Annotated in this window: 15 protein-coding genes; 14 read left to right on the top strand and 1 reads right to left on the bottom strand. The window is 61.8% G+C overall.

The window, feature by feature from the left end:
• The first annotated feature begins 14 nt into the window (after positions 1-14).
• The 7 genes from proC to BLR16_RS14345 all read left to right on the top strand — a co-directional run bounded on the left by proC (position 15) and on the right by BLR16_RS14345 (position 5,685).
• Positions 15-833: a pyrroline-5-carboxylate reductase gene (gene proC / locus BLR16_RS14380; protein WP_003366134.1), complete on the top strand. Its 819-nt coding sequence runs from the start codon at positions 15-17 to the stop codon at positions 831-833.
• A 25-nt stretch (positions 834-858) separates the two neighbouring features.
• Positions 859-1,449, top strand: a complete 591-nt coding sequence (locus BLR16_RS14375) for a YggT family protein (protein ID WP_003366132.1) — start codon at positions 859-861, stop codon at positions 1,447-1,449.
• 297 nt (positions 1,450-1,746) lie between these two features.
• Positions 1,747-2,886 carry a homoserine O-succinyltransferase MetX gene (locus BLR16_RS14365; protein WP_003432070.1) on the top strand — a complete coding sequence of 380 codons (1,140 nt, stop codon included), beginning with the start codon at positions 1,747-1,749 and terminating at the stop codon, positions 2,884-2,886.
• 7 nt (positions 2,887-2,893) lie between these two features.
• Positions 2,894-3,514 carry a methionine biosynthesis protein MetW gene (gene metW, locus BLR16_RS14360; protein WP_003316724.1) on the top strand — a complete coding sequence of 207 codons (621 nt, stop codon included), beginning with the start codon at positions 2,894-2,896 and terminating at the stop codon, positions 3,512-3,514.
• A 33-nt stretch (positions 3,515-3,547) separates the two neighbouring features.
• Complete coding sequence (gene rdgB, locus BLR16_RS14355) at positions 3,548-4,141, top strand: RdgB/HAM1 family non-canonical purine NTP pyrophosphatase (RefSeq protein ID WP_003366128.1); 594 nt, start codon at positions 3,548-3,550, stop codon at positions 4,139-4,141.
• Positions 4,138-5,352, top strand: coding sequence for a radical SAM family heme chaperone HemW (hemW, locus tag BLR16_RS14350; RefSeq protein ID WP_003366127.1), 1,215 nt, complete (start codon positions 4,138-4,140; stop codon positions 5,350-5,352). Before rdgB ends, hemW begins: the two co-directional genes overlap by 4 nt.
• A gap of 9 nt (positions 5,353-5,361) precedes the next feature.
• The gene (locus tag BLR16_RS14345; RefSeq protein ID WP_002551720.1) at positions 5,362-5,685 is read left to right on the top strand and encodes a DUF3392 domain-containing protein; all 324 of its coding nucleotides are present in this window, start codon (positions 5,362-5,364) and stop codon (positions 5,683-5,685) included.
• Positions 5,686-5,754: 69 nt separating this feature from the next.
• Here BLR16_RS14345 and ilvD read toward each other — a convergent pair whose 3' ends face one another.
• A complete protein-coding gene (gene ilvD / locus BLR16_RS14340; RefSeq protein WP_044308688.1) occupies positions 5,755-7,602 on the bottom strand; it encodes a dihydroxy-acid dehydratase in 1,848 nt (615 codons plus the stop codon).
• 337 nt (positions 7,603-7,939) lie between these two features.
• On the opposite strand from ilvD, the gene alaC reads away from it, so the two are divergent.
• The 7 genes from alaC (at position 7,940) to otnI (ending at position 15,247) form a co-directional block, all read left to right on the top strand.
• Entirely contained in the window at positions 7,940-9,148 is a 1,209-nt protein-coding gene (alaC, locus tag BLR16_RS14335) for an alanine transaminase (RefSeq protein ID WP_003346356.1), read from the top strand.
• Positions 9,149-9,321: 173 nt separating this feature from the next.
• A complete protein-coding gene (locus BLR16_RS14330; RefSeq protein WP_002551717.1) occupies positions 9,322-9,777 on the top strand; it encodes a YkgJ family cysteine cluster protein in 456 nt (151 codons plus the stop codon).
• A 225-nt stretch (positions 9,778-10,002) separates the two neighbouring features.
• Positions 10,003-10,908: an L-threonate dehydrogenase gene (gene ltnD, locus BLR16_RS14325; protein ID WP_003316718.1), complete on the top strand. Its 906-nt coding sequence runs from the start codon at positions 10,003-10,005 to the stop codon at positions 10,906-10,908.
• A gap of 10 nt (positions 10,909-10,918) precedes the next feature.
• Positions 10,919-12,208, top strand: a complete 1,290-nt coding sequence (otnK, locus tag BLR16_RS14320) for a 3-oxo-tetronate kinase (RefSeq protein ID WP_074806720.1) — start codon at positions 10,919-10,921, stop codon at positions 12,206-12,208.
• Entirely contained in the window at positions 12,208-12,846 is a 639-nt protein-coding gene (locus BLR16_RS14315; RefSeq protein ID WP_003392253.1) for a 3-oxo-tetronate 4-phosphate decarboxylase, read from the top strand. The genes otnK and BLR16_RS14315 overlap by 1 nt, the downstream gene beginning before the upstream one ends.
• Before the next feature lie 135 nt (positions 12,847-12,981).
• Positions 12,982-14,439, top strand: coding sequence for a GntP family transporter (locus tag BLR16_RS14310; RefSeq protein ID WP_003432081.1), 1,458 nt, complete (start codon positions 12,982-12,984; stop codon positions 14,437-14,439).
• Between the two features lie 22 nt (positions 14,440-14,461).
• On the top strand, positions 14,462-15,247 hold the full coding sequence (gene otnI, locus BLR16_RS14305) for a 2-oxo-tetronate isomerase (protein ID WP_074806717.1): 786 nt from the start codon (positions 14,462-14,464) through the stop codon (positions 15,245-15,247).
• The last annotated feature ends 123 nt before the right edge of the window (positions 15,248-15,370 follow it).

The following is a 15,370-nucleotide window of genomic DNA, read 5'->3' as shown; positions in this document are numbered from 1 at the left end:
ACAAGGACCCCTTCATGAGCAAGACCCGTATTGCCTTCGTTGGTGCCGGAAACATGGCCGCCAGCCTGATCGGCGGCCTGCGCGCCCAGGGCGTGGAGGCGGCACTGATCAGTGCCAGTGCGCCGGGTGCCGAAACCCGCGAGCGCATCGCCAACGATCACGGCATCCAGGTATTCGCCGACAACGCCGACGCGATCAATGGCGCCGACGTGGTGGTACTGGCGGTCAAGCCGCAGATGATGAAAAACGTCTGCCAGGCCTTGAAGCCCAGTCTCGAACCTCACCAGCTGATTGTTTCGGTCGCGGCCGGCATCACCTGCGCCAGCCTGACGCAGTGGCTGGGCGAGCAGCCGGTGGTGCGCTGCATGCCCAATACGCCCTCACTGCTGCGTCAGGGTGCCAGCGGGTTGTACGCGACCGACAACGTCACGCCAGAGCAGCGTGAGCAGGCCGAGGCGTTGCTGGCCGCAGTCGGCATCGCGGTCTGGGTCGAGCAGGAAAAACACATGGACGCTGTCACGGCAGTGTCCGGCAGTGGCCCGGCGTATTTCTTTCTGATGATGGAAGCGATGACTGCGGCAGGCGTGAAACTGGGTCTGCCGGAGGACATTGCTAAAAAGCTGACCCTGCAGACAGCGCTGGGCTCGGCCTTGATCGCGACTGGCAGTGATGCAGGCGCTGGCGAGCTGCGTCGTCGCGTTACATCGCCGGGCGGGACCACCGAGGCGGCCATCAAGGCATTTCAGGCGGGCGGATTCGAGGCACTGGTGGAAACGGCACTGACCGCCGCAGACCATCGTGCAGCCGAGCTGGCTGAACAACTGGGCAAATAATTTTCGGGTTTTCTGGAGCAGATCGATGATCGGATTGAACACCGCTGCAATTTACGTCCTGCAGACGCTTGGCAGTCTTTACCTGCTGATCGTGCTGTTGCGCTTTGTCCTGCAACTGGTACGGGCCAACTTCTACAACCCGCTGTGCCAGTTCATCGTGCGCGCCACCCAGCCGCTGCTCAAGCCGCTGCGACGCATCATCCCCAGCCTGTTCGGGCTGGACATGTCGTCGCTGGTGCTGGCGATCATCGTGCAGATGATCCTGATGGCCCTGACCCTGCTGCTGATGTTCGGCACCACGGGCGACCCGCTGCACCTGCTGCTGTGGTCGATCATCGGCGTGACCGCACTGTTCCTGAAGATCTTCTTCTTTGCCCTGATCATCAGCGTGATTCTGTCGTGGGTCGCACCGGGCAGCCACAACCCTGGCGCGGAACTGGTCAACCAGATCTGCGAACCGGCACTGGCACCGTTCCGCAGGATCGTCCCGAACCTGGGCGGCCTGGACATCTCGCCGATCCTCGCATTCCTGGTGCTCAAGCTGCTGGACATGCTGGTCATCAACAACCTCGCCGCCATGAGCGGCATGCCGGATGTGCTGCGGCTGTTGATGTAAGCACTCTTGTTCCCGCGCTAGAGGTTCCCGCGCTGGAGCGTGACGTTCGAAAGAACGCCTATCGTGCCCATGCTCCGCGTGGGCATGCCGTTCTGGACGCTCCGCGTCCTATCCGGAGCATGCGGCACGGCGCAGATCTGTGACGCGGAGCGTCACCCTAGGCATTCCCGCGCTGGAGCGTGAGGAACGATCACCTCGTAACTATCGTGCCGTTGATTTACGTCTCACAATATCCCTTATTGCCGCTGCACCCCGCGGTCTTTAGACTTACGCCTCATTTATGCGAGAGCAGGGTCGATGCCCACGGTATTCCCTCACGATTCTGTCGGACTGGTCACACCGCAAACGGCGCATTTCAGCGAGCCTCTGGCGCTGGCCTGTGGTCGTTCGTTGCCAGCCTATGACCTGATTTACGAAACCTACGGTCAACTCAACGCCGCACGCAGCAATGCCGTGCTGATCTGTCATGCGCTGTCCGGGCATCACCATGCCGCAGGCTTCCACAGTGCCGATGACCGCAAACCCGGTTGGTGGGACAGCTGTATCGGTCCCGGCAAGCCTATCGACACCAACAAGTTCTTCGTCGTCAGCCTTAACAATCTGGGCGGCTGCAATGGCTCCACCGGGCCGAGCAGCATTGACCCGGACACCGGCAAGCCGTTCGGTGCCAATTTCCCGGTGGTGACCGTAGAAGACTGGGTCAACAGTCAGGCCCGGCTGGCGGATCTGCTGGGTATCGACACCTGGGCTGCGGTGATTGGCGGCAGCCTGGGCGGCATGCAGGCGCTGCAATGGACCATCAGCTACCCGGATCGCGTGCGCCATTGCCTGGCGATCGCCTCTGCCCCCAAGCTGTCGGCACAGAACATCGCGTTCAACGAGGTGGCGCGTCAGGCTATTCTCACCGACCCCGAATTCCACGGTGGTTCGTTCCAGGAACGCGGAGTGATTCCCAAACGCGGCCTGATGCTGGCGCGGATGGTCGGGCACATCACCTACCTGTCGGATGACTCGATGGGCGAGAAATTCGGCCGTGGCCTGAAGAGCGAAAAACTCAACTACGACTTCCACAGCGTCGAGTTTCAGGTCGAGAGCTACCTGCGTTATCAGGGTGAAGAATTTTCCGGGCGTTTCGACGCCAATACCTACCTGTTGATGACCAAGGCACTGGATTACTTCGACCCTGCGGCGAACTTCAACGACGACCTGGCCAAGACATTCGCCAACGCCACCGCCAAATTCTGCGTGATGTCGTTCACCACCGACTGGCGCTTCTCGCCAGCCCGCTCGCGGGAACTGGTGGACGCGCTGATGGCCGCGCGCAAGGACGTCTGCTACCTGGAAATCGACGCACCTCAAGGCCACGACGCCTTTCTGATCCCGATTCCGCGCTACTTGCAGGCTTTCGGTAATTACATGAACCGAATTTCGTTGTGAGGACGCCATGAGAGCCGATCTGGAAATCATTCAGGAATGGATTCCCGCGGGCAGCCGCGTGCTCGACCTGGGTTGTGGCGACGGCGAATTGCTGACCTGGCTGCGTGACCACAAGCAGGTCACCGGCTACGGGCTGGAAAACGACGCCGCCAACATTGCCGAGTGTGTCGCCAAGGGCATCAACGTCATCGAGCAGGACCTCGACAAGGGGCTGGGCAACTTTGCCAGCAACAGCTTCGACGTCGTGGTCATGACCCAGGCCCTGCAAGCGGTACATTACCCGGACCGAATCCTCGACGAGATGCTGCGCGTCGGTCGCCAGTGCATCATCACCTTCCCGAACTTCGGTCACTGGCGCTGCCGCTGGTACCTGGCGAGCAAGGGCCGCATGCCGGTGTCCGAATTCCTGCCGTATACCTGGTACAACACGCCGAACATTCACTTCTGCACCTTCGGCGACTTCGAAGAGCTGTGCCGCGAGCGCGATGCGCAGGTGCTCGACAGGCTGGCGGTCGATCAGCAGCATCGTCATGGCTGGGCCAGCAAACTCTGGCCCAATCTGCTCGGCGAGATCGGCATCTACCGCGTCACCAGCCCTGGGCTGACGGACCACAGGATTGCCGTTTAACCGACCGTTTCCAAGCACCACGACAGGCCAACCATGAACCTCACACAACTCGTACTGGCCAGCCACAATGGCGGCAAACTCAAGGAACTCCAAGCCATGCTCGGCGGCAGTGTAACGCTGCGCTCGGTCAGCGAGTTCAGTCTGGTGGAGCCGGAAGAAACCGGCCTGTCATTCGTCGAGAATGCAATCCTCAAGGCACGCAACGCCGCGCGTCTGTCCGGTCTGCCTGCGCTGGCCGACGACTCAGGGCTGGCGGTGGACTTTCTCGGCGGTGCGCCGGGTATCTATTCCGCACGCTACGCCGATGGCCAGGGCGATGCCGCCAACAACGCCAAGCTGCTGGAAGCGCTCAAAGACGTGCCGGACGACCAGCGTGGTGCACAGTTCGTCTGCGTATTGGCGCTGGTGCGCCACGCCGACGATCCATTGCCGATCCTCTGTGAAGGGCTGTGGCACGGGCGCATCCTGCACGCCGCCAGCGGTGAACACGGCTTCGGCTATGACCCGCTATTCTGGGTGCCGGAGCGCAACTGCTCGAGTGCCGAACTGGGCCCGACCGAGAAGAACCAGCTCAGCCACCGCGCCCGCGCGATGGTCCTGTTGCGGCAACGCCTGGGTCTGCAATGACCCACGATTCGCCTGCGCAGCCGCTGTTTCTCGGCGAGAGCGGCTTCTCGTCAGAGAGCCCGCGCCCTGCACTGCCGCACCTGCCGCCGTTGTCGCTGTACATCCATATTCCGTGGTGCGTGCGCAAATGCCCGTACTGCGACTTCAACTCGCACACTGCCAGCCCGGTGCTGCCGGAACAGGAATACGTCGACGCCCTGCTCGCCGACCTGGACCTGGACCTGCCGCACGTCTACGGCCGCGAGCTGCAATCGATCTTCTTTGGTGGCGGTACGCCGAGCCTGTTCAGCGCCGATGCGCTGGGGCGCCTGCTGCAGGGCGTCGAACAGCGCATCCGCTTTGCCAGCGATATCGAGATCACGCTGGAAGCCAACCCGGGCACCTTCGAGCAGGTCAAGTTCAGCGCCTATCGCGGCCTGGGCATCAATCGACTGTCGATCGGCATTCAGAGCTTTCAGGAATCCAAACTCAAGGCGCTGGGCCGCATTCACAACGGCGACGAAGCAATTCGTGCCGCCGATATGGCGCGTCAGGCCGGTTTCGACAACTTCAACCTGGACCTGATGCACGGCCTGCCGGATCAGTCCCAGGACGAGGCGCTGGCCGATCTGCGCCAGGCCATTGCCCTCGCGCCGACCCACCTGTCCTGGTATCAACTGACCCTGGAGCCCAACACGGTGTTCTGGAATCAGCCACCGGTGCTGCCCGAAGACGACATTCTTTGGGACATTCAGGAAACCGGACAGCAGTTGCTGGCCACTCATGGCTACGCGCAATACGAAGTGTCGGCTTATGCACAGCCCGGAAAACCGGCGCGGCATAACCTCAACTATTGGGCGTTCGGTGATTTCATCGGCATCGGCGCAGGTGCACACGGCAAGCTGAGCCACCCGGACGGGCGCATCATGCGCACCTGGAAAACCCGGCTGCCCAAGGATTACCTGAACCCGGACAAGCCGTTTCAGGCCGGTTCCAAGCTGTTGCCGCTGGATGAATTGCCGTTCGAATTCCTGATGAACGCACTGCGACTGACAAATGGTGTGGACGCTGCGTTATTTCGCGAAAGAACCGGTCTAAGCCTCGATTCGCTGGCCGAGGCGCGTCGACAGGCTGAACAAAAGGGGTTGCTGCACCAGGACCCGACACGCCTGATCGCCACGCCACAAGGCCAGCTGTTCCTCAACGACCTGCTGCAATACTTTCTGATCTAAGGACCCTGCATGGATTTCGTACTCGATTTGCTCGCCACCGTCTCGCGCTGGAGCCGCAGCAATCTCTCGGAAATCGCGCTCGCGCTGGTGGGCTGTCTGCTGGTGCTGTTCGGCTCGGACATCAAAGGCTGGCTGGAACAGCGAATCAGCGGCATCACAGGCGCTCTGCGCATCCCGCTCATCGCCCTTCTGTGCGCCGTGGGCAGCGGCGCGGCGCTGATCTATGCCACGCCTTGGGTAGTGCGCGGCCTCAGCCAGTTCAACAACTACAGCCTGGCGCCGGTGCTGTTGGTGGTGCTGGTGCTGATCGGGGTAATTGCGGACCGCAAGTAAGCGCTGCTTTTTCAAACGCAGCAAAAAGCCCGGCATCTCTGCCGGGCTTTTTAGTGTTGCCGATGCAGATCAAGGCACCAGTTTGTCCAGCAACGCCTTGTCACGCACCGCGCCCTTGTCAGCGCTGGTCGCCAGCAGGGCGTAGGCCTTGAGGGCGGTGGTCACTTTGCGTGGACGCGACTCGACAGGTTTCCAGCCTTTCTTGTCCTGTTCGGTGCGACGCTCGGCCATCTCGGCATCGTCGATCAGCAGGTTGATCGAGCGATTGGGGATGTCGATCAGCACCTTGTCACCGTCGCGCACCAGACCGATCGCTCCGCCTGCCGCCGCTTCCGGTGAGGCGTGGCCGATGGACAGGCCGGACGTACCGCCCGAGAAGCGACCATCAGTCAGCAGTGCGCAATCCTTGCCCAGCCCCTTGGACTTCAGGTAGGACGTCGGGTAGAGCATTTCCTGCATGCCCGGGCCGCCTTTCGGGCCTTCGTAGCGGATGATGACAATGTCGCCCGCTTTGACTTCGTCAGCGAGAATCCCGCGCACCGCGCTGTCCTGGCTTTCGAAGATCTTCGCGTTGCCTTCGAAGACGTGGATCGACTCGTCGACGCCAGCGGTTTTCACCACGCAGCCGTCCAGTGCGATGTTGCCGTACAGCACGGCCAGGCCACCTTCTTGCGAATAGGCGTGCTGGACGCTACGAATGCAGCCGTTTTCACGGTCAGCATCCAGGCTGTCCCAGCGGGTCGACTGGCTGAACGCGGTCTGCGTCGGGATGCCCGCCGGGCCTGCCTTGAAGAAGGTGTGCACGGCCTCGTCGTCAGTCTGGGTGATGTCCCATTTGGCGATGCCTTCAGCTAGGGTCTTGCTGTGTACGGTCGGCAGGTCGGTGTGCAGCAGGCCGCCACGGGCCAGCTCGCCGAGGATGCTGAAGATCCCGCCCGCGCGGTGCACGTCTTCCATGTGGTACTTCTGGATGTTCGGCGCGACCTTGCACAGCTGCGGCACCTTGCGCGACAGGCGGTCGATGTGGCGCAGGTCGAAGTCGATCTCGGCTTCCTGAGCAGCGGCCAGCAAGTGCAGGATGGTGTTGGTCGAACCGCCCATGGCGATGTCCAGCGTCATGGCGTTCTCGAACGCCTTGAAGTTGGCGATGTTGCGCGGCAACACCGAGTCATCGTTTTCCTTGTAGTACTGACGGCACAGGTCAACGATGGTGCGGCCGGCCTGCAGGAAGAGCTGCTCGCGGTCGCTGTGGGTGGCGAGTGCGGAACCGTTGCCCGGCAGGGCCAGACCCAGTGCTTCGGTCAGGCAGTTCATCGAGTTGGCGGTGAACATGCCGGAACACGACCCGCAGGTCGGACAGGCGCTGCGCTCGTACTCGGCGACTTTTTCGTCACTGGCTGTCGAGTCGGCGGCGATGACCATCGCATCGACCAGATCCAGGCCGTGGCTGGCCAGTTTGGTCTTGCCCGCTTCCATTGGCCCGCCGGAGACGAAGATCACCGGAATGTTCAGGCGCAACGACGCCATCAGCATGCCCGGGGTGATCTTGTCGCAGTTGGAAATGCACACGATGGCGTCGGCGCAATGCGCATTGACCATGTACTCGACCGAGTCGGCAATGATCTCGCGGCTCGGCAGCGAATAGAGCATGCCGTCGTGGCCCATGGCGATGCCATCGTCGACCGCAATGGTGTTGAATTCCTTGGCCACGCCACCGGCGCGCTCGACTTCACGCGCGACCAGCTGGCCCATGTCCTTGAGGTGGACGTGGCCGGGTACGAACTGGGTGAAGGAGTTGGCGATGGCGATGATCGGTTTCTTGAAGTCTTCGTCCTTCATGCCCGTGGCGCGCCACAGGGCACGAGCGCCGGCCATGTTACGGCCGTGGGTGGACGTTTTCGAGCGGTAATCAGGCATTGAAACACTCCGGCAAAAATAAGGCTGATCAGGAAGGGAGTGAGCTTCTATTGACGTCGCGAACGAGCGGCAGTGACCGCAGGCAGCGAAGAAACCGAACACCACGGGATCACCGTGTATTCGGCCTGAGCTCATAAACCCGCCGGGGATGACTGGCGATGAATAGCGCCGATTCTACACCGCCGGGTGGTTTGGTGGGGTCCGAATATCGGTCTTGGCACGGCGTTGCAAATCCCGATGGACAAAAGGCTGTCAGCCCATCTATCTTCCTCGGCAGGCCGCCTCCTGTGGCCACGTCGCTCGGACGGTTCCGGGCGCTTACGTACGCGAGATACTCATGGCAGACCAAGGTTCGCCGCGCCGCTTTGCGCGCATCGATCGACTCCCCCCTTACGTGTTCAACATCACCGCCGAGCTGAAAATGGCTGCTCGTCGTCGCGGTGAGGACATTATCGACCTGAGCATGGGCAACCCCGACGGGGCCACACCGCCGCACATTGTCGAAAAACTGATCACCGTCGCCCAGCGCGAAGACACCCACGGCTACTCCACCTCGCGCGGCATTCCACGCCTGCGTCGGGCGATTTCCAACTGGTACAAGAAGCGCTACGAGGTCGACATCGACCCTGAAAGCGAAGCGATCGTGACCATTGGTTCCAAGGAAGGCCTGGCCCACCTGATGCTCGCCACGCTGGATCAGGGTGACACGGTGCTGGTGCCCAACCCCAGTTACCCGATCCACATCTACGGTGCCGTGATTGCCGGCGCCCAGGTGCGATCGGTGCCGCTGGTGCCAGGCGTGGACTTCTTCGACGAGCTGGAAAAAGCCATTCGCGGCTCGATTCCCAAGCCGAAGATGATGATTCTGGGCTTTCCGTCCAACCCGACTGCGCAATGTGTGGAGCTGGATTTCTTCGAGCGCGTGGTGGCTCTGGCCAAACAGTACGACGTGCTGGTGGTGCATGACCTGGCGTACGCCGACATCGTCTACGATGGCTGGAAAGCCCCGTCGATCATGCAGGTGCCGGGCGCCAAGGACATTGCCGTGGAGTTCTTCACCTTGTCCAAGAGCTACAACATGGCAGGCTGGCGGATTGGCTTCATGGTCGGCAACCCCGAACTGGTGAATGCACTGGCGCGGATCAAGAGTTACCACGACTACGGTACCTTCACGCCACTGCAAGTGGCGGCGATTGCCGCGCTGGAAGGCGATCAGCAGTGCGTGCTCGACATTGCCGAGCAGTATCGCCAGCGCCGTAACGTGCTGGTCAAGGGCTTGCACGAGCTGGGCTGGATGGTCGAGAACCCCAAGGCCTCTATGTACGTCTGGGCGAAGATTCCACAGGCTTATGCGCACTTGGGTTCGCTGGAGTTCGCCAAGAAGCTGCTGGCCGAAGCCAAGGTGTGTGTCTCGCCGGGCATCGGTTTCGGTGAGTACGGCGACGATCATGTGCGCTTCGCCCTGATTGAGAACCAAGACCGCATCCGCCAGGCCGTTCGTGGCATCCGCAGCATGTTCAGGGCCGACGACAAGCTCAAGTCCTGAGTTCCTTCTGAGACACCGCGCCTGCTGACCGACTGCGCTCGGCAGGCGTGGACGCTGCAACCAACCGCCTCTCCACACCTGACCGACAGTCGCCTCGGCAATTTTTGATTTCTGCAAATCGCTGCAGACCGGTATGATCGCGCGCCCCGATACACCCGGAAGCCTGACCTGAAATGAAACCCACCTTGATCGCCGCCGCAGAACTCGATCGCATCGACACCTGGGCCAAATACTCCAGCCACATGTGCGGGGGCTGCGTGTCCAGTTGCTGCACGTTGCCGGTAGAAGTGAAGATCAAGGACCTGATCCGCATCGGCATCGTCGATGAGTTCGAACGCGGCGACCCGGCCAAGAACATCGCCAAGCGTCTGCAGAAAGAAGGCATCGTCGAGCGCTACAACCAGAAGTCCGAGATCTTCACCTTGCAGCGCATGAGCAACAATGACTGCCTGTACCTGGACCGCAAAAGCCGCCTGTGTACCATCTATGACAAGCGCCCGGACACCTGCCGCAACCACCCGAAAGTCGGGCCGCGCCCCGGTTATTGCGCGTACAAGCCCAAAGAAGTCGTGCGTCAGGAAAGCGGTTCACTGAGAAACGCCACGAGCGCGCCAGTGCCAAAATTCTGATTCGTGAAAGGCGGCGCAGCACGCCGGACATCATCGTTATCAATCAAGCCCCGCACAGGGGCTTTTTTGTGCGCGATGGAAAAAGCCTATCGATGTTAATTTTTGTGAAAAATAAAAATACTTCACATTATTTACTCATTGATTCACTATCAGATTCACAGATCAGAACAATAACGTCCGAATGTCGGCTTCACAGGCATCGGCACTGACTTCGAGGATTACTGCATGACTGGCAAAAACGTTGGCGTTATCGGCCTGGGTGCGATGGGTCTGGGCATTGCCCGCTCGTTGCTGCGTAGCGGCTTCACTGTGCATGCCTGTGATGTGCGCACCAGCGTGACCGAAGCATTCGCCCAGGAAGGCGGGGTTGCCTGTGATTCTCCGGCCAGCATGGCCGCTGCCTGCGATGTGATCATCACAGTCGTAGTCAACGCCGAGCAGACCGAAACCGTGCTGTTTGGCGAAAACGGCGCTATTGCCGCCCTGCGTCCAGGCTGCCTGGTCATCGGTTGCGCCACCGTCGCGCCCACCTTCGCCGTCGAACTGGGCGAGCGTCTGGCCGCACAAAACCTGCTGTACCTCGATGCGCCTATCTCCGGCGGTGCCGCCAAGGCTGCCGCAGGTCAGATGACCATGATGACCTCCGGCCCTGCCGAGTCCTACGCCAAGGCAGAAGCCATCCTCAACGGCATGGCCGGCAAGGTCTATCGCCTGGGCGACGTCCACGGTCTGGGTTCGAAAGTCAAAATCATCAATCAGTTGCTCGCGGGTGTACACATCGCCGCCAGTGCCGAAGCCATGGCCCTCGGCCTGCGCGAAGGTGTCGATGCTGACGCACTGTATGAAGTGATCACCAACAGTGCCGGTAACTCGTGGATGTTCGAAAACCGCGTGCCGCACATCCTCAATGCCGATTACACGCCGCTGTCGGCCGTGGACATCTTCGTCAAGGACCTGGGTCTGGTGCTGGATACCGCACGCAGCAGCAAATTCCCGCTGCCGCTCTCGGCCACCGCGCACCAGATGTTCATGCAGGCATCCAGCGCCGGCTTCGGTCGCGAGGATGACTCGGCCGTGATCAAGATTTTCCCGGGCATCGAGTTGCCGAAAGCCAAGCCAGAAAAAGCCTGAGGAGCGACTGATGAGCCTGAATAACGCTCGCCCGCTGCTGGGCTGCATTGCCGATGACTTCACCGGCGCCACCGACCTGGCCAACATGCTGGTGCGGGGCGGCATGCGCACCGTGCAGAGCATTGGCATCCCCAGCGCCGAGATGGCTGCCGGTCTCGACGCCGACGCGATTGTCATCGCGCTGAAATCGCGTACCACGCCCAGCGCCGACGCGGTGGCTGAATCCCTGGCGGCTCTGGAGTGGCTGCGCGAGCGCGGCTGCGAGCAGATCTTCTTCAAATACTGCTCGACGTTCGATTCCACCGCCGCGGGTAACATCGGCCAGGTCAGCGAAGCACTGCTGGAGCAACTGGGCAGCGATTTCACCCTCGCCTGCCCCGCCTTCCCGGAAAACGGCCGCACGATTTTCCGTGGTCATCTGTTCGTACAGGACCAGTTACTCAGTGAATCGGGCATGCAGAACCACCCGCTGACGCCCATGACCGACGCCAATCTGGTGCGTGTGCTGCAAGCGCAGACCCGCCACAAGGTCGGCCTGTTGCGCTATGACAGCATTGCCCAGGGCGTCGAAGGCGTGCGCAACAGAATTGCCGAGCTGCGCGCCGAAGGTGTGAGCATGGCGATCGCCGATGCCCTGTCGGATGCAGATTTGTATACCCTGGGCGAAGCCTGCGCCGACTTGCCGCTGCTGACCGGTGGCTCGGGTCTGGCGCTGGGCCTGCCGGGTAACTTCCGCAAGGCAGGCAAGCTGCGCGATATCGATGCCGCCAAACAGGTCGCCATCAGTGGCGGCGAAGTGGTACTGGCGGGTAGCGCATCAGTCGCCACCAACGGTCAGGTTGCGGCCTGGCTGGAAGCCGATCGCCCTGCGCTGCGCATCAATCCGCTGGACCTGGCCGCTGGCAAGCCAGTGGTCGAGCAGGCGCTGGCCTTCGCCAGAGATGCCGGGCAGACCGTATTGATCTACGCCACCAGCACACCGGATGAAGTCAAAGCCGTGCAGAAAGAACTGGGCGTCGAACGCTCCGGAGCCATGGTCGAAGCCGCACTCGGCGAAATCGCCAAAGGGCTGCTGGACGCAGGCGTACGGCGTTTCGTGGTTGCCGGTGGCGAAACTTCCGGTGCCGTGGTTCAGGCACTGGGCGTGCAGTTGCTGCAGATCGGCGCACAGATTGATCCGGGCGTTCCGGCCACGGTGAGCAGGGGCGCACAACCGCTGGCTCTGGCCCTCAAATCCGGCAATTTCGGTGCGCGCGACTTCTTCGCCAAGGCGCTCAAGCAACTGGCGGGGGCGGCCTGATGATCGACGAAAACGCACTGCGTCAGGAAATCTGCGACGTCGGCCGTTTGCTGTATGGCCGTGGCTATACGGTGGGCAGCGCCGGCAACATCAGCGCACGACTCGACGACGGCTGGCTGATTACCCCGACCGACGCCTGCCTGGGCCGCATGGACCCGGCCGATATCGCCAAGGTCAATCTGGCCGGTGAATGGGTGTCCGGCAGCAAGCCGTCCAAGACCCTGGCCCTGCACCGCGAAGTCTACGACCGCAACCCGCAGGTCGGCGGCGTGGTGCATACGCACTCGACGCATCTGGTCGCCCTGACCCTGGCCGGAGTGTGGCAGGAGGACGACATTCTGCCGCCGCTGACGCCGTATCAGGTCATGAAGGTCGGGCATATCCCCTTGATCCCTTACGAACGTCCCGGCTCACCGAAAGTCGCCGAGCGCGTGGCGGAATTGGCCAACAGCGTGCGCGGCGTGATGCTGGAGCGCCTCGGTCCAGTGGTCTGGGAAAGCTCGGTGGCCAAGGCCTGCTATGCCCTGGAGGAGCTGGAAGAGACTGCCCGTCTGTGGCTGATGAGCAACCCCAAACCTGCACCGCTGGACCCGGCGGCGCTTGAAGAGCTGCGTCAGGTGTTCGGCGCCAGGTGGTAACGAGCACACGGTGATCGGGGAGCGCATTGCGCCTCCCGGTCGAAAAACAATAACAACAGGAATCGAGAGCATGACTCACCCCTACCCCGCTGTTTCGTTGTCAGTCTTTACCACCATTGACCGGAGTGCACGGGCATGACGCCGCTCATGTTGATGGTCGTGGCCGGTGCGGGCATCGCACTGCTGTTGTTTCTGGTGCTCAAGTACAAATTCCAGCCCTTCGTCGCCCTGATGCTGGTCAGCATTATCGTGGCGCTGGTCGCCGGTGTTAAACCGGCCGATCTGGTTGCCACCATCGAAGGCGGCATGGGCAAGACGCTCGGCCATATCGCGATCATCATCGCTTTGGGCGCGATGATCGGGCGTATCATCGAGCTGTCCGGCGGGGCCGAAGCACTGGCCAAGACCCTGATCAACCGCTTCGGCAACAAGCGCACGCCTCTGGCGCTGACCGTTGCGGGTTTCATGGTCGGTATTCCGGTGTTCTTCGAGGTCGGTGTGATCATCCTCATGCCGCTGGCTTACGGTGTGGCGCGTGCAGCACGCAAACCGCTGCTGATTTTCGCGCTGCCGATGTGCGCCGCACTGCTCGCCGTGCATGCGTTTCTGCCGCCGCACCCTGGCGCTGTTGCCGCTGCCAGCCAGTTGGGCGCGGACCTGGGCCGGGTGCTGATGCTGGGTATTCCGATCGTTGCCGTGCTGTGCATGATCGGCTACTTCGTCGCGGGCCGCATGACCCGCAAGACCTACCCGATGACCGATGACATCCGCGCCGAAGTCTATGGTCCGCACGTCACCAACGAAGACCTGGAAGCCTGGGCCCGTAACGATTATTCCGCTGCGCGTGAAGCGACCGAAACCCGAACAATGGGCGTCGAAGAAAGCGCCAGCAGCCTGGCAAGCAAGCTGCCGCCTGCGCCCGCACCGGGTTTCGGACTGATCATCGCGCTGATCCTGCTGCCGATCGTGCTGATTCTGATGGGCACACTGGCCACCACCATGCTGCCAGCCACGTCCACGCTGCGCGCAGTGCTGACCGTACTGGGTGCCCCCTTGGTTGCGCTGCTGATCGATACCCTGCTGTGCGCCTGGCTGCTGGGCTCGCGTCGCGGCTGGAGCCGTACTCAGGTGTCCGATGTGATCGGCTCGGCCTTGCCGGGTGTGGCGATGGTGATCCTGATTGCCGGCGCCGGTGGCGTATTCGGCAAGGTGCTGGTCGACACCGGCATTGGTGCCGTGGTCTCCGAGGCGCTGCGCAACACCGGTCTGCCGGTACTCGCGCTGGGCTTCCTGCTGACCCTTCTGCTGCGCGCCGTCCAGGGCTCGACCACCGTTGCACTGGTCACTACTGCAGGCATTCTCAGCCCGCTGATCGCCACACTGGACCTGAGCGCCAACCACCTGGCCCTGCTGTGTCTGGCCATGGGCGGTGGCGGTCTGGCCATGTCGCACATCAACGATGCCGGTTACTGGATGTTCACCAAGCTGGCGGGCCTCAACGTCGCCGACGGCTTGCGCACCTGGACCGTACTGGTCACGCTGCTCGGCACACTGGGCTTCGTGATCACCCTGCTGCTTTGGCCATTCGTCTGACCCTTTGAAGACTGGAGTTAACATGCCTCGTTTTGCCGCCAACCTCAGCATGCTGTACCCGCAGCATGATTTTCTTGAGCGCTTCGCCGCAGCCGCTGCCGATGGTTTCGGCGCGGTCGAGTACCTGTTCCCTTACGCCTACGGCACTCAGGAACTCAAGCAGCGCCTGAACGACAACGGTCTGGTGCAGGCGCTGTTCAACGCTCCGCCGGGCGACTGGGAGGCAGGCGAGCGAGGCATTGCAACGCTGCCGGGCCGTGAAGCAGAATTTCGCAGCGGTATCGAGCAGGCCTTGGAATATGCGCAGGTGCTGGGCAATGACCGAGTGCATGTCATGGCTGGCTTGCTGGCCGATGAAAGCTTGCGTGAGCGTCATCAGGCGGTCTATCTGGAAAACCTCGCGTTCGCGGCTGAGCAAGCCAAGGGCGCAGGGGTCACGATTCTGATCGAGCCGATCAACACCCGCGACATGCCGGGCTTCTTCCTCAACCGTCAGGATCAGGCACAGAACATCTGCAAGCTGGTGGGTGCCGACAACCTGAAGGTGCAGTTCGACTGCTACCACTGCCAGATCGTCGAAGGTGACCTGACCAGCAAGCTGCGTCGCGACTTTGCAGGCATTGGTCATATTCAGATCGCCGGGGTACCGGATCGCCATGAGCCGGACCTGGGTGAACTGAACTACGAGCACCTGTTCAACGTCATCGACGAACTGGGCTACAGCGGCTGGATCGGCTGCGAATACCGTCCGAAAGGCGATACCAGCGTGGGTCTGGCGTGGTTGCGCGAGTTACAAGCCAGGGGCTGAAACCAGCAGGATGGACGACGCGGAGCGTCGTGAACGGCATTCCCACGCGGAGCGTGAGGAACGATCATTCTGTAACTGTCGTGCCCGGGAAAACACTATCGTGCGACGCTCCGCGTCGCATGC

Origin of the sequence: Pseudomonas sp. BS3767, assembly GCF_900099665.1 — a bacterium.
GTDB classification, from domain to species: Bacteria; Pseudomonadota; Gammaproteobacteria; order Pseudomonadales; family Pseudomonadaceae; genus Aquipseudomonas; species Aquipseudomonas cerasi.
This window is presented reverse-complemented; position numbering and strand designations above follow the sequence as displayed.